21 protein-coding genes and 1 tRNA gene are annotated in these 20,438 nt (G+C 64.7%); 11 read left to right on the top strand and 11 right to left on the bottom strand.

What is annotated here, in order from left to right; translation table 11 throughout:
* Positions 1–230: 230 nt before the first annotated feature.
* Positions 231–3,890 carry a PAS domain-containing protein gene (locus P6U30_RS33720; RefSeq protein WP_407167017.1) on the bottom strand — a complete coding sequence of 1,220 codons (3,660 nt, stop codon included), beginning with the start codon at positions 3,888–3,890 and terminating at the stop codon, positions 231–233.
* A 327-nt stretch (positions 3,891–4,217) separates the two neighbouring features.
* Here P6U30_RS33720 and P6U30_RS33715 point away from each other — a divergent pair, with 327 nt between their 5' ends.
* The 3 genes from P6U30_RS33715 to P6U30_RS33705 all read left to right on the top strand — a co-directional run bounded on the left by P6U30_RS33715 (position 4,218) and on the right by P6U30_RS33705 (position 5,607).
* Entirely contained in the window at positions 4,218–4,601 is a 384-nt protein-coding gene (locus P6U30_RS33715) for a phasin family protein (RefSeq protein WP_407167016.1), read from the top strand.
* A gap of 312 nt (positions 4,602–4,913) precedes the next feature.
* Positions 4,914–5,348 (top strand): phasin, encoded by a 435-nt coding sequence (locus P6U30_RS33710; RefSeq protein WP_407167015.1) that lies wholly within the window; start codon positions 4,914–4,916, stop codon positions 5,346–5,348.
* A gap of 182 nt (positions 5,349–5,530) precedes the next feature.
* Positions 5,531–5,607 (top strand) — tRNA-His (locus P6U30_RS33705).
* Between the two features lie 117 nt (positions 5,608–5,724).
* Here P6U30_RS33705 and P6U30_RS33700 read toward each other — a convergent pair.
* Positions 5,725–6,429: a phosphatase PAP2 family protein gene (locus P6U30_RS33700; protein ID WP_407167014.1), complete on the bottom strand. Its 705-nt coding sequence runs from the start codon at positions 6,427–6,429 to the stop codon at positions 5,725–5,727.
* Positions 6,430–6,818: 389 nt separating this feature from the next.
* On the opposite strand from P6U30_RS33700, the gene P6U30_RS33695 reads away from it, so the two are divergent.
* Both P6U30_RS33695 and P6U30_RS33690 read left to right on the top strand, forming a co-directional pair.
* Positions 6,819–7,160 (top strand): hypothetical protein, encoded by a 342-nt coding sequence (locus P6U30_RS33695; RefSeq protein ID WP_407167013.1) that lies wholly within the window; start codon positions 6,819–6,821, stop codon positions 7,158–7,160.
* 156 nt (positions 7,161–7,316) lie between these two features.
* Complete coding sequence (locus P6U30_RS33690) at positions 7,317–7,997, top strand: AAA family ATPase (protein ID WP_407148788.1); 681 nt, start codon at positions 7,317–7,319, stop codon at positions 7,995–7,997.
* A 208-nt stretch (positions 7,998–8,205) separates the two neighbouring features.
* Here the strand turns inward: P6U30_RS33690 and P6U30_RS33685 are convergent, their stop codons facing one another.
* Positions 8,206–8,331 carry a hypothetical protein gene (locus P6U30_RS33685; RefSeq protein ID WP_407170677.1) on the bottom strand — a complete coding sequence of 42 codons (126 nt, stop codon included), beginning with the start codon at positions 8,329–8,331 and terminating at the stop codon, positions 8,206–8,208.
* A gap of 351 nt (positions 8,332–8,682) precedes the next feature.
* The gene (locus P6U30_RS33680) at positions 8,683–8,976 is read right to left on the bottom strand and encodes a DUF4282 domain-containing protein (protein WP_407167012.1); all 294 of its coding nucleotides are present in this window, start codon (positions 8,974–8,976) and stop codon (positions 8,683–8,685) included.
* A gap of 328 nt (positions 8,977–9,304) precedes the next feature.
* Here P6U30_RS33680 and P6U30_RS33675 point away from each other — a divergent pair, with 328 nt between their 5' ends.
* The 3 genes from P6U30_RS33675 to P6U30_RS33665 all read left to right on the top strand — a co-directional run bounded on the left by P6U30_RS33675 (position 9,305) and on the right by P6U30_RS33665 (position 10,660).
* On the top strand, positions 9,305–9,769 hold the full coding sequence (locus P6U30_RS33675; protein WP_407167011.1) for a MaoC family dehydratase: 465 nt from the start codon (positions 9,305–9,307) through the stop codon (positions 9,767–9,769).
* 105 nt (positions 9,770–9,874) lie between these two features.
* A complete protein-coding gene (locus tag P6U30_RS33670; protein WP_407148785.1) occupies positions 9,875–10,357 on the top strand; it encodes a MaoC family dehydratase in 483 nt (160 codons plus the stop codon).
* Positions 10,358–10,516: 159 nt separating this feature from the next.
* Positions 10,517–10,660, top strand: a complete 144-nt coding sequence (locus P6U30_RS33665; protein ID WP_201456095.1) for a hypothetical protein — start codon at positions 10,517–10,519, stop codon at positions 10,658–10,660.
* A gap of 397 nt (positions 10,661–11,057) precedes the next feature.
* Here the strand turns inward: P6U30_RS33665 and P6U30_RS33660 are convergent, their stop codons facing one another.
* The 6 genes from P6U30_RS33660 to P6U30_RS33635 form a co-directional block, all read right to left on the bottom strand.
* Entirely contained in the window at positions 11,058–11,474 is a 417-nt protein-coding gene (locus P6U30_RS33660; protein ID WP_280975495.1) for a hypothetical protein, read from the bottom strand.
* 157 nt (positions 11,475–11,631) lie between these two features.
* On the bottom strand, positions 11,632–12,549 hold the full coding sequence (locus tag P6U30_RS33655) for a hypothetical protein (RefSeq protein ID WP_407167010.1): 918 nt from the start codon (positions 12,547–12,549) through the stop codon (positions 11,632–11,634).
* Between the two features lie 224 nt (positions 12,550–12,773).
* Positions 12,774–13,208, bottom strand: a complete 435-nt coding sequence (locus P6U30_RS33650) for a nuclear transport factor 2 family protein (protein ID WP_407167009.1) — start codon at positions 13,206–13,208, stop codon at positions 12,774–12,776.
* A 197-nt stretch (positions 13,209–13,405) separates the two neighbouring features.
* Positions 13,406–13,672, bottom strand: a complete 267-nt coding sequence (locus P6U30_RS33645; protein ID WP_407167008.1) for a hypothetical protein — start codon at positions 13,670–13,672, stop codon at positions 13,406–13,408.
* A 346-nt stretch (positions 13,673–14,018) separates the two neighbouring features.
* Positions 14,019–14,456, bottom strand: a complete 438-nt coding sequence (locus tag P6U30_RS33640; RefSeq protein ID WP_407167007.1) for a nuclear transport factor 2 family protein — start codon at positions 14,454–14,456, stop codon at positions 14,019–14,021.
* 551 nt (positions 14,457–15,007) lie between these two features.
* Entirely contained in the window at positions 15,008–15,826 is an 819-nt protein-coding gene (locus P6U30_RS33635) for a hypothetical protein (protein WP_407167006.1), read from the bottom strand.
* Between the two features lie 141 nt (positions 15,827–15,967).
* Here P6U30_RS33635 and P6U30_RS33630 point away from each other — a divergent pair, with 141 nt between their 5' ends.
* The 3 genes from P6U30_RS33630 to P6U30_RS33620 all read left to right on the top strand — a co-directional run bounded on the left by P6U30_RS33630 (position 15,968) and on the right by P6U30_RS33620 (position 17,314).
* Complete coding sequence (locus P6U30_RS33630; RefSeq protein WP_407167005.1) at positions 15,968–16,216, top strand: hypothetical protein; 249 nt, start codon at positions 15,968–15,970, stop codon at positions 16,214–16,216.
* 84 nt (positions 16,217–16,300) lie between these two features.
* Positions 16,301–16,492: a hypothetical protein gene (locus tag P6U30_RS33625; protein ID WP_407148777.1), complete on the top strand. Its 192-nt coding sequence runs from the start codon at positions 16,301–16,303 to the stop codon at positions 16,490–16,492.
* A gap of 321 nt (positions 16,493–16,813) precedes the next feature.
* The gene (locus P6U30_RS33620; RefSeq protein ID WP_407167004.1) at positions 16,814–17,314 is read left to right on the top strand and encodes a GNAT family N-acetyltransferase; all 501 of its coding nucleotides are present in this window, start codon (positions 16,814–16,816) and stop codon (positions 17,312–17,314) included.
* A 108-nt stretch (positions 17,315–17,422) separates the two neighbouring features.
* On the opposite strand, the gene uvrB is transcribed toward P6U30_RS33620, so the two are convergent.
* A complete protein-coding gene (gene uvrB, locus P6U30_RS33615) occupies positions 17,423–20,335 on the bottom strand; it encodes an excinuclease ABC subunit UvrB (RefSeq protein ID WP_407167003.1) in 2,913 nt (970 codons plus the stop codon).
* Positions 20,336–20,438 lie beyond the last annotated feature (103 nt).

Below are 20,438 nucleotides of genomic sequence, written 5' to 3'. Positions count from 1 at the left end.
GCTCCCTCCCCCCTTGCGGGGGGAGGGCTGGGGAGAGGGGTGAGCCCGGGCGAGATGTTTGACGAAAGCGTTGCTATCGCAATTGTGATTGTGTGTCGTTGAAGCGCAAATCGAAAGAGCGCGTCGTGTGGCGCCCCTCTCCCCGGCCCTCCCCCGCAAGGGGGGAGGGAGCCCTTCCGCCGATGCCCTCCTTACGCCAACCGTGAGGCGCTGCGCGTGTGCATCGTTCATCACGCCCGCGCTGCCGCGTGCGAGAACACAACCTCGATCAGCGTGCCGGAGCGGCCGGCGGTCCTGATCTGGAATTTGGCGCGGTTGGCTTCGACCAGCGCCTTGGTCAGCGACAGGCTGACGCCGGCGGAGGCGGTGTGATCGGACGGGGTCGGCGCGCGGAACGGCTCCAGCGCGGCGGCGACCTCGTTGTCGTTGAGGCTCTGCCCGGTGTCGCGCACCCGCAGCATCACCTCGCCGAAATCGGACAGCGCGGTCGAGACGATCACCTGGCCGCCGGCATTGGCGAGATGGATCGAGCTGCCGATCAGGTTCAGCGTGATCTGGCGCAGCGCCCGGGCATCGGCGACGACAGGCGGCAGCATGTGCGCCAGCGAGGTGCGGATGATGATGCGCTCGCGGTTGGCCTGCGGCTGCATCACCGCAACGCAACTCTCGACCATCTCGTTGAGATTCTGGTCGGTGAAGGCGAGATCGAGCTTGCCGGTCTCGATCCGCGACAGATCGAGCAGGTCGTTGATAACAGCGATCACCCGCTCGCCGGAGGCGCGGATGTCCTTCATGTATTCGACATAGCGCTCGTTGCCGAGCGCGCCGAAGCGCTCGCCGATCATCACCTCGGCAAAGCCGATGATGGCGTTGAGCGGCGTGCGCACCTCGTGGCTGATCCGCGCCAGCATATCGGATTTGCCGTTCGCCGCGCGCTCGGCGAGCCGTCGTGCCTCGCGCAATTCGCTCTCGCTCGTCTTGGCTTGCGTGAGGTCACGGAACACCGCGAAGAAGTTCGGCCCGTCGGCGCGGGTGCGGCCCATCGTCACCGACAGCGGAATGACGCCGCCCTGGCGCACCTGACCGAGCGTCTCCCGGCCATGATCGAGCAGGCTGGCGACACCGGCCGATTTCAGGCTGGCGAGATACTGGAAGATCTCGTGCCGGCTCTCCGGCGCGAACAGGTCGGCGAGCGTATGCTTGACGAACTCCTCGCCGTCATAGCCGAACAGCGCCTCCGCGCTGCGGTTGCAGGAATGGATGTTGCCCTCGGCATCGAACATGATGATGCCCTCGGCCGCGGTGTCGAGGATCGCGCCGAGCTCCTCGGCATCGGCCTGCCCGGCCTGCGGCGGTGCAGGCTCGACGATCGGTGCGAGGGCCGCATCCTGCGCCGACAGCGCCGCTGCGATCGCCGCGTCCTCGTCATGGGTGCGCGAGAAGATCAGCGCCAACGCGGAGTCGTCGTCCCAGAAGATGGTGTGCAGCCGCGCCTCTGCGGAAACCGACTGCGCGTCGTGACCGGCGGTCTGGCCTGCCGAGATCGTCACCGGCGTGCCGGCGCCTGACGTGCTGCTCCCATGCGGGACGCCCGGCTCGACATAGAGCGCATCAAGCCCGCCGGCGGCTTCCAGCGCATGCAGGCTGTCGTAGCCCATGCGCGCGAGGAACGCGGCGTTGGCATAGAGCAGGCGGTCGAGCCGGTAGATCAGGATGCCGACCGGCAACAGGTCGAGCAGCGCCCGGTCACGTCTGGAGTCGGCGCGCGGCGGCGGCGCGGCCTGCGCCAGCCAGTCGGCCTTCGGGCTCTCGGTGCGCTCTTCGCGCGGCGGTTCGCTCGCGGGCGGCTCGGTCGCCGACGGCTGTTCGGCATTCGCCTCGCTCTCTTGTCGTTCGGTCGTGGTCGCGAGGCCCGCTTCACTCTCGAGCCGCGCCGACAATTGGCGGGCGAGTTCGTTGAAGGCGTTGTTCTCGACCGGCGTCAGCGACGGCGGCCGGGTGTCACCGGCGAGGCGGAACGGCACCACATTCGGTGGCGTCTCGTCGCGCATGTCCTGGCGCGTATCCTGGGTCGTTTCCACGGCGGGGTCCAGATCGGCTTGGTGTGAAGTCTCGGATGCTGTCGGCTCGGTCACGTCCTCGGTCGGTGGTGCAGTATCGGGCGGCGCTGCTGCGGGCGGAGGATGGCCCGGCGCCGGCCCGGGGGCCGCGGGTCCGGGCGGCGTCTCGGCGCGCGCCTGCGCGGCGCTCGCCGATAGCGGTTGCGGCGCGGCCGGGCCGCTGAAGAACTCATAGCGACGCAATGCGGCGAGTCGCGCAAGCCCGTCGAGGTCGCGACACACACCAAAGCCGCGATAGCCGGCGAACGTTCGGTTGCGGTCGAACACCGGCAGGCCCGACAACTCCACCGGCAAACGGCCGCCGCCGTCGACCGGCCAGCTCAGCGTGATGCCGCTCCAGGTGTTGTGGGTGGCGAATGCCTGCATGACGCGGCCTTCAGGATCGATCCCGAAGGTCTCGGCGATCTCGCTCCACAGCCGGCCGAAACCGGCCGCGGTGTGGATGCCGATCAGCCGGGTGAATTCGTCCGAGCCGAGCGAGAAGCGGCCCTCATGGTCCATCTGCCACATGAAGCGCAGCGGATGCCGGCGCGTGCCGAGCACGGGCTCGTCGAGCCACGATGACGTCCTGGCAGTCGCGAGCGCCGCGGGCAGCAGCTCGGCCGATGGCGGTACCGGCGATTCCGTGGCTGCGCCAGGCGGGGAGATTGGGGCGACCGGTGGTGCGGAGAGCTCCGGGACCGGCGGGCCTGCGTCGCTCTTGACGTCGGGGCAGGCCGCGAGCGGCGGCACCGCGGCTTGCTCTTCGGCCATCACCTTCATCGGCGCTTCGGTCAGCGCCGCCTCGACCACCGCGGTGTCTTCCGCGAGGTCGCGATGCGTTTTGGCGGTTTCGGCCGGCGCGGGATCTGCGCACGCTTCTGCTGCGGTGACGGCCGACGGCTCTGCGGGCGGCGGCACGTCAACGATCGGCTCGGCGGGGTCTTCCGCGGGCATGTCCTGCGGCACCTCCAGCGCGTCGAACTGCGCGAAGACGGCTGCGGGGCTGTCGGCCGGCACGGGCGCTGCGTCGTTGGCAACGACGTGTTCGTTGACAGGGGGCGCGGGAGGTTGCTCCGGCGCCGCGGCGGTTTCGGGCGCAGCCGGCGGCGCCGGCTCGGTCTGTGCAGCCGGATGCGGGGCCGGCTTGATCAGCGCGATCAGCGCGGTGTCGGCGCCGCGGCCGATCCGCTGCAGCACCACGCGGCCGATCCCGATGCTTGCAGCCGCGCGGCCCTGCTTCAGCGCCTCGCTGCGCGCGGCATCGAGGCCGGCGTCGCAAAGATCGTGAAGGCCGAGCAGCCGGCGCGCCGCTTCGTTGGCGCCGATCAGCAGGCCATCGGCGCTGAAGGCCGCAGCCGGCCGGTCGGCGATCTCCTGCACCAGGCGCTGCAACCGTTCAGTCAGCGGCATCACGCGGCCTGTTGGATTAAGCGCGGCGACCAGCACGCCATGGTTGCCGTCGGGCAGGTCGATCCGCGCGCAGCCGCAGGTCGCGAGCAGTCCGGGCGCCGCCCCGAAGCCGCGCAGCCGCTCCAGCCGGACCGCCCCCGTGGCGACGAGGCTGCGGCCGAGACGGGCGACCTGCCGGCGATGCGGATCGGCCGGGCCGAACACGCGCTTCGCCAGCTCGCTGCCGCCGGCGGCACCGAACACCCGCGCGCCGACCGGATTGGCCCACAGGATCCGCGCGCCGTCGGCCGACCACAGCCATGCAGGTTGGGCGCTCGCCGCGTGATCCGCTAGCCTGTGATCGCTGAGCGCCTGGATCTGGAATTCCGCGTCATTCATCACGCAAGATTTGACCGCATGGGGTTAGCTTCTCTTCCTCGATCGCCAGAAATACCGGCGGCCAGGGAATGACAGCCTTAACGGATCGTTAGTATCGCAAGCGGGCGGCGGCAGGTCCACGGCTGCGCCTGATGTGCCACGGCAAAGGCGGGATAACGTTAACTTGCCTGAACGATCCACAGGCGTTTTGCGTTGTCGAGACGCGCCGCGACCGACCGGCCGGAACCGCGGCACCGCGTCACATCAGCGACGCGGCATCGCGATCGAGGTCCCCATGGGCCGATCGAGCCCGCGGCGAGCCCAGACCTAGCCAACAGGAGCGCGATCATGAGCGACAACGGGCGTGAGCAATTCGAGATCCCCAAGGATATGCGATCGATGGCGGAAGCGAGCTTCGAGCAGGCGCGCAAGGCATTCGAGCAGTTCGTCTCCACCGCGCAGGCGACCGCCGGCTCGATCGAGGAGCGCAACGCCAGCGTGCGCGCCGGCGCCAAGGACATTTCCAGCAGGGCGTTCGCCTATGCCGAAAAGAACGTCCAGGACTCGCTGAACTATGCGCAATCGCTGGTCAAGGCCAAGGACCTGGCCGAGATCATGAAGCTGCACAGCGAGTATGTGCAGAGCCAGATGCGCGCGCTCGCCGACCAGGCCAGCGAGATGGGTCACATCATCAGCCGCGCCGCGATGAACGCGGTGAAGCCGAAGAACTGAGCCCGCGCATTCTAGCTCGGTATTCCCCGGGGATTGCGGCATCCCCGGGGATGACGGCGCATCCCGGCGCTGCCACCTCGGCGTTGAGGCCCGCCGCGGGACCTGCATCCGATTCGGTCAAAAGTTGCGGCATTGCAGCGATTTCACGTTGCGTTGCACAAAATTGACATATATGGGTGTTTAATTGGCCATGCCCCAATTGGGCATTCCCGTGAACCAAGGCAGCGTGATCCATTCGACGTTCCGGTTTTCCAGGCTCCGGGGCGTTCGCAAGGGTCACATTGAGTCACCCGTTGCGAAGGATGCACGTCAATGACCAACCCGTCCGATCCGTTTTCCGCTTCGATCATTCCCTTTGAGGTTCCCGAACAGATGCGCGCGTTCGCCGAGAAGGGCGTGTCGCAGGCCCGCGACAGCTACGCCCGCTTCAAGGACGCTGCCGAGACCCACAACAGCACGGTCGAGGCCGTGTTCACCAGCGTCAGCAAGGGCGCCAGCGAGTACTCGGCCAAGCTGATCGAGTTCTTCAAGGCCAACACCACCTCCTCGCTCGACTTCGCGCAGGAGCTGTTCGGCGTGAAGTCGCCGTCGGAGGCGCTGGAGCTGTGGACCTCGCACACCCGCAAGCAGTTCGAGACCTACACCGCGCAGGCCAAGGAACTGGCCGAGCTCGGCCAGAAGGTCGCTGCCGAAGCCGCCGAGCCGATCAAGGCCAGCGCCTCGAAGTATTACAAGCCGGCCGCCTGATCGCGTCCGCTTCACGTTCGCGGAAGGCCCGGGCCGTGGTCCGGGCCTTTTTGCTGGAGGAAGTCGTCGAACCGGCCTTAGATTGTCGCGGAAATCGCTGCGTTACGGCCTTGCCAAAGTCCGGCGTTGCACCTAGTTTCCGCCCGAAATCGCCGCCCGCCTTGAGGGCCGCGTGCCAGGATGCAGTTGTAGCTCAGTTGGTTAGAGCGCCTGTCTGTGGAACAGGAGGTCGGTGGTTCGAGCCCACCCAACTGTACCACTACAGTTGAATTGCCCGCAGTCTCGTCATCCTACTGATATGCTGGACCTATTTTTCGGCGCCAGGCGCGGCCGCTGCCTGATGCCGAATGCCAGCTCCCTTGGTAAGAGTGTGCCCCTACCAAACCGAATGGTGTGAGAGCTTCCAGGCAGCGGTCAGGATCTGGCGAGTGTTCTCGAACACCGCCGCGACCTCGTATGTGAAAAGGAAGAAGGCGCAATAGAAGACGCCGGGATACTCATCACTCCAAAGCAACAGGCGCCGGCTCAGAGCTATCCTGATTTTTTCGCCGCTCATGATGAGCGTGACAACGGCACCGATCAGAGCGCCGGCGACGATGTCGGACGGATAATGATAGCCGAGATAGACGCGCGGAATTGAAATCACCACAAGACTGTACAGGATCGCGAGCCAGCCCCAGCGGCGCCAGATCATGAACACACCAACAGCCAACGCAAATTCAAATGCGGACGTGTCGCTCGGAAAGGAGCCCCAGTTCCACAATGTCTCGGTGCTGACGTTGTAAGGCAGTGTGAAGCCGACCGCGGGATCATGGATGGGGCGCAGCCGGAACGGCAGATAAAACCTGATGATCTTCGTGAGCAGAAGTGACGCGATCGTCGCCGCAAGCGTTGAAATGACCACCGACCGGCGCAGTTTTTGATCCGGGTCTCGCTGAAACCACGCCAGCCACAGCAACGACGTCACAACGGCGCCCTTGAACACGGCTTGGCTTTCCACAAAGCCTATTGCCGTATCGAATATCAATGAGCGGCGTGCAAACGCGTTGAGAAGTCCTAAGAGATATTGGTCAGGGTTCACGGGCGCGGCCCCGTCTAAAACCCAAAGTAGGCGGCTCCGACTTGGGCAACTCAATGGCGTCTTCGGCCTCAGGGCGCTTGGCTAAGTTCCCGATTCCGGACATATCGAGAAACAACCCGCCGGCGGCGTGCTCGCGCCCGGAGCCGGAGCCCCTTCTTTCCCTGTGCCGGTGCACTCGCACCGGCTGAAGAAGGCGACCAAGCCGACCGCGCGCGAAATGCGACCGGCGATCCGGCCGCGCAAGGATGGCGTCACCGCGATTTCAAGAGCCATGCACGCGACAGACTGACGCCTTGTGACGCTGTCACGCAGCATCATCTCTCCGGTTTGGTATTCGGTGCGGATGAAGACGCCATCGCGCCTTGCGCGGGATGGATCGGGAGAGATGTGTGAACGAGTTTTACAGACAGGAAATCGATCGGCACTTCGCCTGGTTCGAGGCCAGGCTTCCGGCGCGGCCGGCGCGGTTCGTCGCGTGGCTGCGCAAGCCGTCGTCGCGCTATGTACGGATTCCGCTCGCGATCCTCTTGATCCTCGGTGGCATCTTCAGCTTCCTGCCGGTGCTCGGGCTCTGGATGCTGCCGCTCGGACTCCTTTTGTTCGCACAGGACGTCCCGTTCCTGCAGAAGCCGACCGCGCAATTGCTCGGCTGGGTCGAACGCAAATGGATCGAGCGCGAGCGCAGCAAACGCGCCGCAAAGCGCGCACGAGGAGTCAAATCGAGCGGTTAACTCGCTCGATTTCCAGTTGTGTCGTTGCGAGGTGTGACTCAAAAGCCAGAACGTGCCGGTAATTCAGGCGACTTTGCGGATTGCAAGTTTTTTTTCTTCCACGAATCAACGGGCTGATTCATTTTTGCCTTCTGGGGTCAATCTGGAGGCCAAGGTATGAACGTCATTGTTTTCGCTTCGCGTAAGGGGGGCTCGGGGAAAAGTACCCTGGCTGCTCACCTTGCCGCGCAAGTGCACAAGGCAACGAAGCCCTGTCTGCTGATCGATGCCGATCCGCAGGGCTCGCTGACTCTCTGGCACAAATTGCGCGGCACCAACGAGCCACCGATCAAGACGGCAGTGAATTCGGTCGGCGGCATTATCGCTCAGGCTCAGCGTGACGGCATCGAATGGGTGTTCATCGACACGCCGCCGAATCTCTCGGCTGTGGTCGGCGACGCGATCAAGCACGCCACCATGGTGATCATTCCGGCGCGACCCGGCGTGTTCGACGTCAACGCGGTGCAGGAAACGATCCAGACCTGCCGCTCGGTTCGCAAGCCCTATGCGGTCGTGATCAACGGCGCCCCGGCGCAGCGCGACGGCGTCGAAAGCCGCATCGTTGCGATCGCCCGTGAAGCGTTGGTGAAATTCCGCGCGCCGGTGTGGAGCGGCCAGATCACCAATCGCGCCGATCTTCTGATGGCGCTGGGCCAGGGTGAGGGCGCCCGCGAATATTCCGCGGAAGGCCGCGCCGCCGCCGAAATCAATCGGCTGTGGGCCGCGATCGAGCGCTCGATCAAGGCGATCCGCGGTTCGGCGTCGGCGTCCGGCGCGATGCACAAGCAGGCGGCGTAGTCGCGCAGCCTGATCCGAACTGAAAGAACGCGCGTCTCCCGCGCGTTTTTTGTGGCGTTGAGCATTTGAAATGTCATTCCGGGGCATGCGAAGCATGAGCTATGGTGCGCAGTTGCGCACCTGAGAATCTCGAGATTCCCCGGTGCGCAAACTTGCGCACCTGAGCTCTCGTGCTTGCGCACCATCCCGGAATGACGAAGCAGGTGGCCTACGCCACCATCAGCATGTAGAAAATGATCACCGGCGCCAGGGTCAGGATCACCGACCAGATGCCGACAGCCCATAAAATATCCGCGGTCGTGAAGCCCTGCTCGGCAACAAGTCTGGACCTCACGCCAATCGAACGCACTTCCGATCTCACGACGCCCCCGCGCAATTCTTGTTTGTGGCGGTGACGGTGATACGCGACCGGCTTTAAGATCCCGGCCGCAATTTCGCTCGGATTTGACCACAGGTGCTACCGCGGATTAACCACGGCGGGTGCGCATCGGGCGGCGTCGTCGTGCGCGGCGCGAAGCCAGTCAGCGCGGATCGTGAGGGACTTTGCGTTCATGGACCCTCCCCGATGTCGTCCCAGGGGAGGCAATAGGCCAAAAGCTCTAAGATTCCGGCTTGCCGCAGCCTTCAACTTCGCGGCGGCGCATTCATGTTTTCTTCACCGGGAGCCTGCGCTTTGCGGGCAGCCTCAGCGCATTCCGCCCTGGTCGCGGATCGCGCCGAGATGCTCGTTGATGCGGAATACGATCAGGATGAATTCGGCGACGATGCGCGAGAACACGATGCCGACAATGATGCTGGCGATCGATGCGAGCAGCAGGATGAACCCGACGAATGGGCTGATCGCCATGGCGGAGAGGGCAGACAGGATGCCGGAGATCCCGAACAGCACGATGACGCCGATCACCAGCCAGTAGAACGTTTTGATGATCGTGGGCGTAATAAAACGGTCCCACTGAAACAGATCCTGGAAATCGAACATCGGTGGTTCTCCCGGCAAGCCGAATATGATTCGCGTCTCATCCTACTGCGTCACAACCGGCTTGATCACTTCATCCCGAGCAGCTTGCGAAGCAAGCCTCTCGAATATCGAGGTCACCAGCCGGGCCGCATGGCGCGAGACGGAGTTGGAAGCGTCTCTTCGCCACGAGGGATGGATGCCGCAGTCCGTCTGGCTTGTCCCCTTGCGGCCAAGGGCTAGCCCCGAACCGGGCGCCGGGCAAGTCAGGGACGAGCTATGCGAGTGGACAGGTTGTGATTGCTGCAAATAACGGCCACAATCGGGCTTCCTTCCGGCATATCCTCACCCAATGACCACACTGACCTTCGAAGATTTCAGGCCCGGCCGCTTCGGGACGTTCGGCCCGCGCCACGTCACTCGCGAGGACATCCTCGCCTTTGCCGCCGAATACGACCCGCAGCCGATGCATCTCGACGAGGAGGCGGCACGCAAGTCGATGCTCGGGGGCCTGTCCGGCTCGGGCTGGCATCTCGGCTCGCTGATGATGCGAATGTTGTTCGACGGCTTCATCGGCCGCACCGCCTCGCTCGGCTCGCCCGGGGTCAATGAAATGCGCTGGATGGCGCCGCTGCGCCCGGGCGACGACTTGACGCTGGACGTCGACGTCGTCGAAGCGCGCGTCTCGCGCAGCCGGCCGAGCACGGGCATCGTCACCTTCAAGGGCACGATCCGCAACGCGCGCGGCGAGGTGCTGTGCGAGATGGAGTCGCCGATCATCGTGAGCCGTCGCGATGGGGCGGGCGGAGAGGCATGATGCGGACCCGAAGGGCCGCGTCGGCCAATCGTGTGGCGCGGCTTTCCCCGCGACCGGCGCAAGGCGTTTGCGCCAAGATCATGCTCAAGTCAGGACGTTGTGCGCATGCGCTTTTTTGAAGATATCGAGATCGGCGCGCGGCGCGACTTCGGCTCGTTCACCTTCACCGCCGAGGACATCAAGCGCTTTGCCGCGCAGTTCGATCCGCAGCGTTTCCATCTCGACGAGGAGGAGGGGCGCAAGTCGCTGTTCGGCGGCCTTGCCGCGTCGGGGTGGCACGTCGCCGCCGTGTGCATGAAGCTGCTGGTCGCCGACGGCAAGCGGCTTTCGGCCGAGGCCGCCGCGCGCGGCGAGCCGGTCGCGGTGTGGGGACCTTCGCCGGGCTTCCGCGAACTGCGTTGGATCCGTCCGGTCTTGGCCGGCGACACCGTCAGCTTCTCGAACCAGGTCGAGACCAAGCGCACCTCCTCGAGCCGGCCGGAATGGGGCATCCTGCAGGCGCGCAACACCGGCACCAACCAGCGCGGTGAAGTGGTGTTCTCCTTCCTCGCGACCGCATTCGTGCCGCGACGGCATCCGGGTTCCTGATGTTGCCCGCCGGCATCTGATGTTGCTGGAACGCCATGGTTAGCGGATCACTTACAGCGACCCACGCTGTTGTGCGTTGCGTGAAACGCGCTTTTTGCTAACGCGTTGTGAACGTTTGTGCCTGCCTATGGTTGGGGGACACAGCTTCAGGGGATACCCATGGCAGATCGCAGCGCGCTGAAACTGGTCGGCTTGATCTTCGCAACGGTGACGCTCGTTGTGATGCTGGCCACCGGAATGGTCGTGAAGGGCTTTGCCGACGGCGACTACTCGTTCGAGACCACCGCGAGCATCAATCGGTAGCTCGGAGTCCTCTCACCAGACGCTGATCCCGATTCGCAGGCGCGCGTTTCTATCGTTTCCAGACCAACGCCATCACGACGGTCGGCACTGCCAGCAGTTTGCTGCGGCTTCCGCATCCAAGGCTCAATTCCTGCAAGAATTGTCTGTGTGATGTGTTGCATCACACAGTCACAGATGCCGTTCGCCGCGAGCACTGGCTCGCGCCTGCTCTACGAGCGTTTTTTTCGAGCGAAGTGGATACCGGCTCGCGTGAGGAAAACGGGTCAAAGCAAGAATCTGGGGCTTCGGTTCTGATTCAATCAGAGCCGAAAATGCTTCTTGCCGCCGTCACAAAAATGAAGCCGCCGCCTCCCGTTGGGGAGAGGCGGCGGCTGTCAGCCTTGGTGCAGGTGCCAGATTAGCTGTTGCGCAGACCGTCGGCGGCGCGCTTCCACTGCGTGACGTTGTCGGCGATCATGCGCGTCGACTTCATCGCAGCTTGGCTGAGCTGGGCATAGCCGGAAATCTCGCGCTGGACGCGCTGGCCCTCGGCATGCAGCAGGTCGCGCAGGCTCTCGAGTTCCGAGATCAGCTTCTCGATCTCGGCAAGCGACGTACCGGCGACGCGCTGGATCAGCGAGTTGACGTTGTTGACGGTGGCGTCGGTGTTCGGCTCGACCGGCGCGGTCTCCGGGCTCGCCACGGGCCGCCGCAGGTAGGCGATGTCGTTGCGCACGAAGTCGCGGATACCAGCCTCGACCTCCGAGACGGCGGCGAGGTTGGTGTCGACGTCCGAATTCGTCTCAGCGTCTTCGGATCGGTTGGTAACGTTCATCGGCTTTCCCCTGTTCGCATGGCGAAGCGCGGCTGTCCCCCGCACGACGAATTGATGTGATGATAGTTGCAGATCTATGAGTCCCGCCGAATTTGGCCGCATCTGGGCCAAGTTGCGGCAATGGTCGATCATTAGCACGACAAGACTAACGGATTCTTCACCACGTCCGCTTGAAGCCGGCGCTGATGCTCTTGCTGGTCGTGCCCTGCGCGGTCTCGCCGACCGAACCCGAGACGGTGACCCCGTCGAACAACTTCTGTTCGGCGCCGATCCGGCGCAGCCACCGGTCGTCGGAGGTCGACAGGGTCTGTCCTGCCGTGATGCTGGTGCCGGTGTCATTGACCGACAGTTTGGCCGACTGGTCGGTATCATAGCTACGCCACGGATGGCTGACGATGCCGGGCATCGGCACCACGCCCTGCTGGGTGATGTTGTAGCCGTTCTGCAGGGTGAGCGAATATTGGTCCGACAGCGGCACCGACTTGCTCAGGGTCGTTCCGATCTTGCTCTGCTCGGCGCCCGGATCGACGCGGGCTTCGACCGAGGTCTTGTCCCAGATCGAGGCCACGCCGGGCGCTGATATCGAGGCCCAGGCGGAGCCTCCGGACTCCGGCAGGCTGCCGCCATTGGCGATCTGTTCCGACAACTCCTCCGACGTCGTCAGCGTGCCCTGCCGTGCCACTGTCATGTCTGCACCCACCCGGGTGTCGAGGAACGGCGAGATCGACTGCTTGACCGACACGCCCGACGTGCCGTTGGCATTGAGGCTGGACGACCAGGACGGATCGTTGCTGGCCGTGCTGCTCGGCTTGGCCGCGCCCTTCGGCAGGAGCGTGGGCAGGGTGGTGGAATCGGTGTTGAGCTGGCTCCAGTCGAGCTTGCTCTCGTCGATATCCTTCAGGATGTCGGTGTCGTTGGCATCGGCGGCCGGCGCCGCCTGTTCGGTCGCCGGGGCCGGCCCGGTGTCATCCCCGCCGGGAAGCGTCTGCGCCGCGGCCGAAAGCGCCATGGCCAAGCTGAAGCCGGCGGCCAGAAGGGGCAGCCTTGCCGAGCCAAATCGTGATGTGGAGGTCATTCCCAGCCCGCGAATTCCAGAGCCGCAACATGCGGTTCCCGTGGTACGAAATTGTGGCAAGGTCCTGGGGCAAGCTATCGCCATGTCCGGGCCCGCGCGCCAAGCATGTAGTCGCGCAAGACGTTCCGGCAACCCGTGCGGCCCGCTCGGGGCTGGCAAAAAGCAGACCGCGGAGCCGGGACGACAGCCCGGACATGACGAACAGTGAAATCCCCTAAGGCTGGTCAGACCGCGATGCGCGGCAGATGGATCGGATAGCCCACGGTCTGCTCGACGAGGTCGAAGCTGTCGACCAGCACGCGGAAGCTGGTCAGCCTGCCGGCCTTGAACTGGGCGAAGTGCGCGAGCCGCAGCGAGATCGGCTTGTTGGAGTCGAGCGCGGTGAGCGAATAGCGCAGCATCGAAGCCGCCGAGTCCACGCCCAGCATGATCCGTTCGCGATCGAAGCGGTGGACCCGCAGATTCTCGCCGATCTGCCTGATGACCTCGAGTACGGCGGCTTTGCCCCGCCGCTGACCAAAAAACGAAAACAGGTCGATTGGCCCATAGATCGCCCATTCGACCTCGTCGTCGAGCAAGGGCTCAATGTCCTCAAGCTGGCGTTCGTTGATCGCACGATGCAATGCGCGCGAAAAACGCCAGAGGCTGTGCTCTGTCATTTGTCGTGTTTCCTGAAACTGGATTTTCAAAGCAAGCAGGCGGCAGGGGCGTCAGCGCCGACACCGTGCCAGGTTGCTGCACATCACTATTGCTGCCCCAGATAGTGCGGATCGGCCAAAACACAAATGACATTTTTGCAATGCACAATTGCGCGGGAACTTTGCAAATGCAAAGGGAGGCCTGCCTCTCAGCGTGGTTAGCGCTCGCGCCGTCGGACCGGTTGCTGCTCGATCGCGATCGCGCCGTCGCGGACCGCCACCACCGCGAACAGCAAGGCGCCTCCGATGCCGCCGATCGCGGCACCCAGCGGCATACAGGTGAAGAACACCAGCATGCCGCTATAGCCTTCAAAATCTGTGGTTCTGAAGATCTCGACCCATGCGAGGCCGGCCCCGATGCCGAGGGCCGCGCCGCCAAGGGCACCCAGGGCAAGCCCGAGCAGCGCCAGCAATGCGACTTTCATGATGGTTTCAGCCCCGACAAGCGCAACAAGCCATGTAGTTGGTCAATATTGCGTCGACGAGGTTCATCATTGGCGTAAGGATTTTGCGGGCGAACAGGTCAGGCCGCGAGACCGTGCCGCGATGCTCAAGCGGGATGGGGTTGCGTTGAATCGACTCACCGCGGCTTCGGTTGACCTCTCCCCGTCGGGGAGAGGTCGGATTGCATCGTCAGATGCAATCCGGGTGAGGGCCCTTGTGCTCTCGATAGACCGTAACCCCTCACCCGATTTGCTGCGCAAAATCGACCTCTCCCAAGGGAGAGGTGACCTCCGCCGCTATTTCGGATCAAGCTGATCCCATCATGCTCTAGAGACCGGTGGTCAGCGTCGCCGCGATGTCGCGCTCCAGCACCTGCTGGACCAGATCGAAGGTGTCGATGATCTCGCGGATTTCGGTGATCTTGCCCTCGCGCAGGGTGTAGAACACCGCGACGTCGAACTGCACCACGCGCGCGTTGTCGCGCTTGCGGAAGAAGACGCGGAGCTGAGCCGCGACCCTGTCGCCCTCGGCCACCACGATCGGCGCCTCGTAGCGCATGTCGGAATAGCGGTTGTGGATCGTGGTCCACATCTGCCGCAGCGCGGCCTTGCCGCGGTGCTGGCCCATATGCGGCAGGATGTCGATCGGCGCATTGGCCAGGAACGCGATGTCGTCGCTGCAGCGATCGAGCGCGCCCTCGATGCCGCCTGCATAGTAGACATCGAGGAAGTTCAGCACGCGCCGTCGGTTCAGATCCTCGCCCATGTTCGACTCCGGCCGGTTGGTCCGACTCGCCTTGCCCCGCATTGTGAACCGAACCGGCCCACGATCAACCGACAAATATGCCAAGTCTTCTGACAGCTATTTTGACGCGGCAGGAGGAATTTTGGTTCAGCATTCAAGGCGTATGCTTCGCCGGGGAACGCATGCAGAATGAGGGTTCCGCGGTGCCTGAAGCGTCGCCAAGGCGGAAGAGGTCGAGGTGAGGAGGTCGAACTGGAACGATGGCGACCGTCTGGCGCGCCCTCCGTGAGGCGATGTGGGGTCCACGTGCGCACGTGACGCTTCGCATTCGTGAAGCACGCGGGTCCAGCTATCCGCGAATTAATGAAACCTCCCCGCGGGTGTCCGGTTGGGGCGACATGGGCGACGCATCCGCGGGTGCTCATCGTGACTCCGTCCGACCACAAGATCGCTGACGTCGTCGCCAGATAGCCTGCACGCTGCCGGCGGCGAGCCGGTTTTGACGCTGGTCAGGGCCCTGCTCTCCTCCGGGGCCGGCCGGTTCGCCGTCGCGCCGGGCGCTTGGTGATGGCTTAATCCGCCGGCGCGATCTTGCGGGTTAAGAGGTCGATCGTGAACCGCCCCTTCTTTTCGTAGCCCGGCGGCACGAGGGCCTCGCCCGCCGCGAGGTCGTAGAACAACTCCTTCGGCTTCGGAAAGCCTTCGCCGCAGGCGGTGCGGATGGTTTCGTCGTCGGCATATTCGACATCGATGGCGACCGAATTCCGGCGCGGCCCGGCGGCCAAGTTGGAGAGATCGAAATATTTCGGCCCTTCATTGCAGGTCACGACGTTGGAGCCGTAGGCGCTCACGGTATCCTCGGCCCTGAGCAGGAAGTCGGGCGAGATCGCGATGCCCTTGCCGGGTTTGCTCGTAAACTCCATCCGCGCCACCGCACTATCGAGATTGCCCTGGCCCATATGGCCGACCGCGCAGACCAGCACATCCTGTCGCTCGTCCCGCGGCAGGACGATGCAGTCATGGCCCTGCGCGCCCGGCACGAAGCGGACGAAGCGGTAGGCCTGACCATTCTTTGCGAACAGGGCGACGCCGCCGAAATCGGTGACGTGGGACTCGCACTCGCTCTCATAGTTGACGACGAGCAGGGGGGAATTGGCCGCAAGGAAGCGTCCGGCATAACGCTCCTGTGTCAGCGTCACATCGCAGGCGCGGCCGGCGGCGTTCGGATAGGACCTCGCGCGCGTGCAGGCCGATCCCTTGATGTTGGCCGCGGCACAGAAGGTCGAGAGCAGCGCGCGATCGTTATCCTGCGCCGGAGCCGCTTCTGCAATGAACAGGGCTGCAGTGCCGAACGTCAGCGCAACAACCCAATTGATCGGTGGTTTCGGCATGATCCTGAACAGACGGTCTGCAGTACCGCAGCATTTAGAGCACGATCCGGCCGGATGCGCAGCGGTTTTCTGCGCAGGCCGCGCGGGAACGGGCGGACCGGCTTCACCGTTGACGCGGCAGGATTGCGCCGGAGCCACGATATGAGATCCGTCTTGTTCGCTGCCATCTTTGCCATCGCATCATTTGCCGCCGCGTCTGCTGCCGACGCCAAGGGCTGCATCAAGGGCGCGATCGTCGGCGGCGTCGCCGGACATTATGCAGGCCATCACGGCGTGCTCGGTGCTGCCGCGGGCTGCCTCTATGGCCGCCATCACGCCAAGATGCAGATGCGCCAACAGCAGCAACCGGCGCAGCCGACACCGCCGAACAGGCAGCAGGACAGGCTGTGACGTCGCGCGACAAATTGTAATCCGGGGTTTCCGGAACGCCGCTCGCGAGGGCGGCGTTGTCTCCTTTGCGTAACGGAGACATTGATGACGAAACCAAAGACAAGAAACGTCCAGCCCGTTCCCGAAGACAATCAGAGCCATAAGGGCCCCGGCAGCGCACCCGGTGTTCCCCTCGACACCACCAAGGGCCACCGCGACGACGAGAAGCACAACATCCGCGAGCAGGCCGCGCACGGCAACCTGACGCAGAACACCAGCAACAAGCGGTCGGGTTAGGCACGGGCGCAGGCTCGCGCAACCAATCTGTTCGTTGCGAGGAGCCAACGGGTCGCGCGAACGCGCCCCGATGACAGGCTCCGCGACAATGTCGAACAGCCTGCTCAGGCGTCATCACCCGCGCATGCGGGTGATCCACTATTCCAGCGGTGCCCGAGCCTGATCGAGAGGCCGCGGCGTACTGGATGCCCGCCTGCGCGGGCATGACGGCTGAGATGAGGCGCGTCTGCGTTCTTGCGGTCCGCGGTGGTCGCGAGCGTTTGCCGATCTGTCGCACCGGCAAGGCCTTGCCGTCGCCAGCCCGTATGCTCTATCTGCGACATGCAGATCAGAGATGAACGAGTTGAAGACGCCGCGGCGATCAGCCGGATCACAGCAATGGCGTTCGAGACGGCGCCTTACAGTAGCGGCGCGGAGCCGCGCATTGTCGAAGCGCTGCGCCAGGCCGGCGCGCTCGCCGTCTCGCTGGTGGCGACATCAGACGACGGAAGCATCCTAGGCCATGTCGCGTTCTCGCCGGTTCGAATCGATCACGCGGCCGGGCGTTGGTATGGCCTCGGCCCGGTCTCCGTTGCACCGGAGATGCAAAGGCAGGGCATCGGCCGTGCGCTGATCCGCGAAGGTCTCGCGCGGCTCGCGGCGCTGGACGCTGAGGGCTGCGTCGTGCTCGGCGATCCCGCCTATTACGGCCGCTTCGGTTTCATCAGCGACCCGGCATTGACCTATGGCGGTGAGGCGAGCCCGTACTTCCAGCGTCTCGTGCTGACCGGCGAGCCGCCGCGCGGGAATGTCAGCTACCATGAGGCGTTCGACGTAGCCTGATGCGGGAGATGATGCTGTCCGTAGCCGCTATCATCCCCTCGATCCTCGGCTGCGTCGCGCCAATATCGCCGGTGCTTGCGCAGGAAGGCGAGAAGCCCGGTGCGCGGCCTACCGCTTCTTCCACCCACCGCGCTTGCCCGGCGCGCCGCCGCTCGACCTCGGCGAGGGACCGAACTCCGGGCCGGACTCGCGTGAGTTGGTCGGCTGGATGATCCGGCTGGTGCTGCCGAACGGCTTGGTCGGCAGCACGCTGCTCGCCCGGAACGGCAGCGATTCCGGGCCGTGCATCTCGTCGAGATCGGGCTTGTGCACCCGTGAGCCGCTCTTGCCGCCGCGGCTCGCCTTGATCGAGGTCGCGGCGGACTTGTTCTTCAGCGCGCTGGCCGGCAGGTTTGCGGCCTCGCCGTATTTCTTCGCCCCGGCATAGGCGCCGGCGCGGTTTTGCACGACCCTCTGCTTGGCGGTGGGGTCGTCGACCACGGCCATCTCGGTGGCGCGCAGGCGCTTGACCTCGTCGCGCAGCCGGGCGGCTTCCTCGAAGTTCAAATCGGCGGCGGCTTCCCGCATCCGTGTTTCGAGGTCGCTGAGCACGGCCTCGAAATTATGTCCGATCGAGATCACGTCGTCGGCGACGCCGCCGTCGCCGATCTCGACCAGCACGTGGTCGCGCTCGTAGACCGAGTTGAGAATGTCGCCGATCGACTTCTTCACGCTCTCCGGCGTGATGCCGTTGGCGTTGTTGTACTCGACCTGCTTCTCGCGGCGGCGCGTGGTCTCGGCCATCGCGCGCTCCATCGAGCCGGTCATGCTGTCGGCATAGAGGATCACCTTGCCGTCGACGTTGCGCGCGGCGCGGCCGATGGTCTGGATCAGTGAGGTCTCGCTGCGCAGAAAGCCTTCCTTGTCGGCATCGAGGATCGCGACCAGCGCGCATTCGGGGATGTCGAGGCCCTCGCGCAACAGGTTGATGCCGACCAGCGCGTCGAACGCGCCTAAGCGAAGATCACGGATGATCTCAATGCGCTCGATGGTGTCGATGTCGGAATGCATGTAGCGGACGCGGATGCCCTGCTCGTGCAGGTATTCGGTGAGGTCCTCCGCCATGCGTTTGGTCAGCACCGTGATCAGCGAGCGATAGCCGGCCGCGGCGGTGGCGCGCACCTCGCCGACCAGGTCGTCGACCTGGGTGCGGGCCGGACGGATGTCGACGGGGGGATCGATCAGTCCGGTCGGACGGATCACCTGCTCGACGAACACGCCGCCGCTCTCGTTCAACTCCCAGCCGCTCGGCGTTGCCGACACTGCGACCGTCTGCGGCCGCATCATGTCCCATTCCTCGAAGCGGAGCGGGCGGTTGTCCATGCAGGAGGGCAGGCGGAAGCCGTATTCGGCGAGCGTTGCCTTGCGGCGGAAGTCGCCGCGGAACATGGCGCCGATCTGCGGGATGGTGACGTGGCTCTCGTCGGCGAAGATCAGTGCGTTGTCGGGCACATATTCGAACAGCGTCGGCGGCGGCTCGCCGGGACGGCGCCCGGTGAGATAGCGCGAATAGTTCTCGATGCCGGCGCAGCTTCCGGTCGCCTCCATCATCTCGAGATCGAAGGTGGTGCGCTGCTCCAGCCGCTGCGCTTCCAGCAGGCGGCCCTGGTCGTTGAGCTGGTCGAGGCGCTGCTTCAGCTCCGACTTGATCGACTTGATCGCCTGCACCAGCGTCGGGCGCGGCGTCACATAGTGCGAGTTGGCGTACATCTTGATGAATTCGAGCTCGTCCTGCTTGTGGCCGGTGAGCGGGTCGAATTCCTCGATCGTCTCGATGGTGTCGCCGAACAGGTTCACGCGCCAGGCGCGGTCCTCATAGTGCGCCGGGAAGATGTCGATGACGTCGCCGCGGACGCGGAAGGTGCCGCGGGTGAACTCGGCCTGGGTGCGCTTGTACTGCAGCGCGACGAGGTCGGCGATCAGTTGCCGCTGGTCGATGCGCTCGCCCTTTTTCAGCGCAAAGGTCATCGCGGTGTAGGTCTCGACCGAGCCGATACCGTAGATGCACGACACCGAAGCCACGATGATGACGTCGTCGCGCTCCAGCAGCGCGCGCGTCGCGGCGTGGCGCATGCGGTCGATCTGCTCGTTGATCGAGGAATCCTTCTCGATATAGGTGTCGGTCCGCGGCACATAGGCCTCGGGCTGGTAGTAGTCGTAATAGGAGACGAAGTACTCGACCGCGTTGTTGGGGAAGAAGTTCTTGAACTCGCCGTAGAGCTGCGCGGCCAGCGTCTTGTTCGGCGCCAGGATCAGCGCCGGGCGTTGCGTCGCCTCGATCACCTTGGCCATGGTGTAGGTCTTGCCCGAGCCGGTGACGCCGAGCAGCACCTGCGTCCGGTCGTTGCGGTTGATGCCTTCGACCAAGTCGGCGATCGCGGTCGGCTGGTCGCCCTTCGGCTCGTAGGAGGACTTGATCTCGAACCGCACGCCGCCTTCGGATTTCTCCGGGCGCGGGGGCCGGTGCGGCGTCCACACCTTCATCGAGCCGTCGTCCTTGCGGAACTCGGGACGCCCGTCGCGGATCAAATGCTCCAGCGCGTCGGCAGTAGCCTTGACGCCGAGCGCTTCCATCTTGCTGCGCGGGGGCCGCGCCAGCGCCTCGTCGTCATCCTCGACGGTCGGTAGCCCAAGCTGCCGCGCCAGTTCCGGATCGAGGGTTGGGACGGTGGCCGAGGTGCCGTAATTGGCCTGCGGCGCTTCGTCGAAGCCTGAGGCGTCGCGCTTGGCGACTTGTTCGCTGGTTCCGCGCGTCGACGCCCGCGCGCGGTGCGCGGCGGCCTCGCCGCCGGAGCGGCGGTCCCAGGAATTGTCCGGCGGCGGCTGCAATCCGGTGCCGGAGCCCATGCCGGCGTCGCCGCGATTGATCGCGGGATTGAGCAGTTCGGCGAGCGCAGGCCCGATCGGTTGGACTTCGGGCCGGTGCGCTTTGGATCGGGGGGATTTGCCGGGCTTTTTCGGAGTGCTTGGTGTTTTCGCCATGGCCGGAATATGGGACGAGTCCGGCAGCGAGAAAAGGGCAAAGGACGCGAGGACTTAAACGGCAGCTCTGCTGTCAGCAGATGTCAGCAAGACCTCTCGTCCC

This window comes from Bradyrhizobium sp. ORS 111, from assembly GCF_045571485.1.
GTDB lineage: Bacteria > Pseudomonadota > Alphaproteobacteria > Rhizobiales > Xanthobacteraceae > Bradyrhizobium.
Note: the sequence above shows the minus strand (reverse complement) of the source record. Positions and strands in the feature narration are given on the sequence as shown.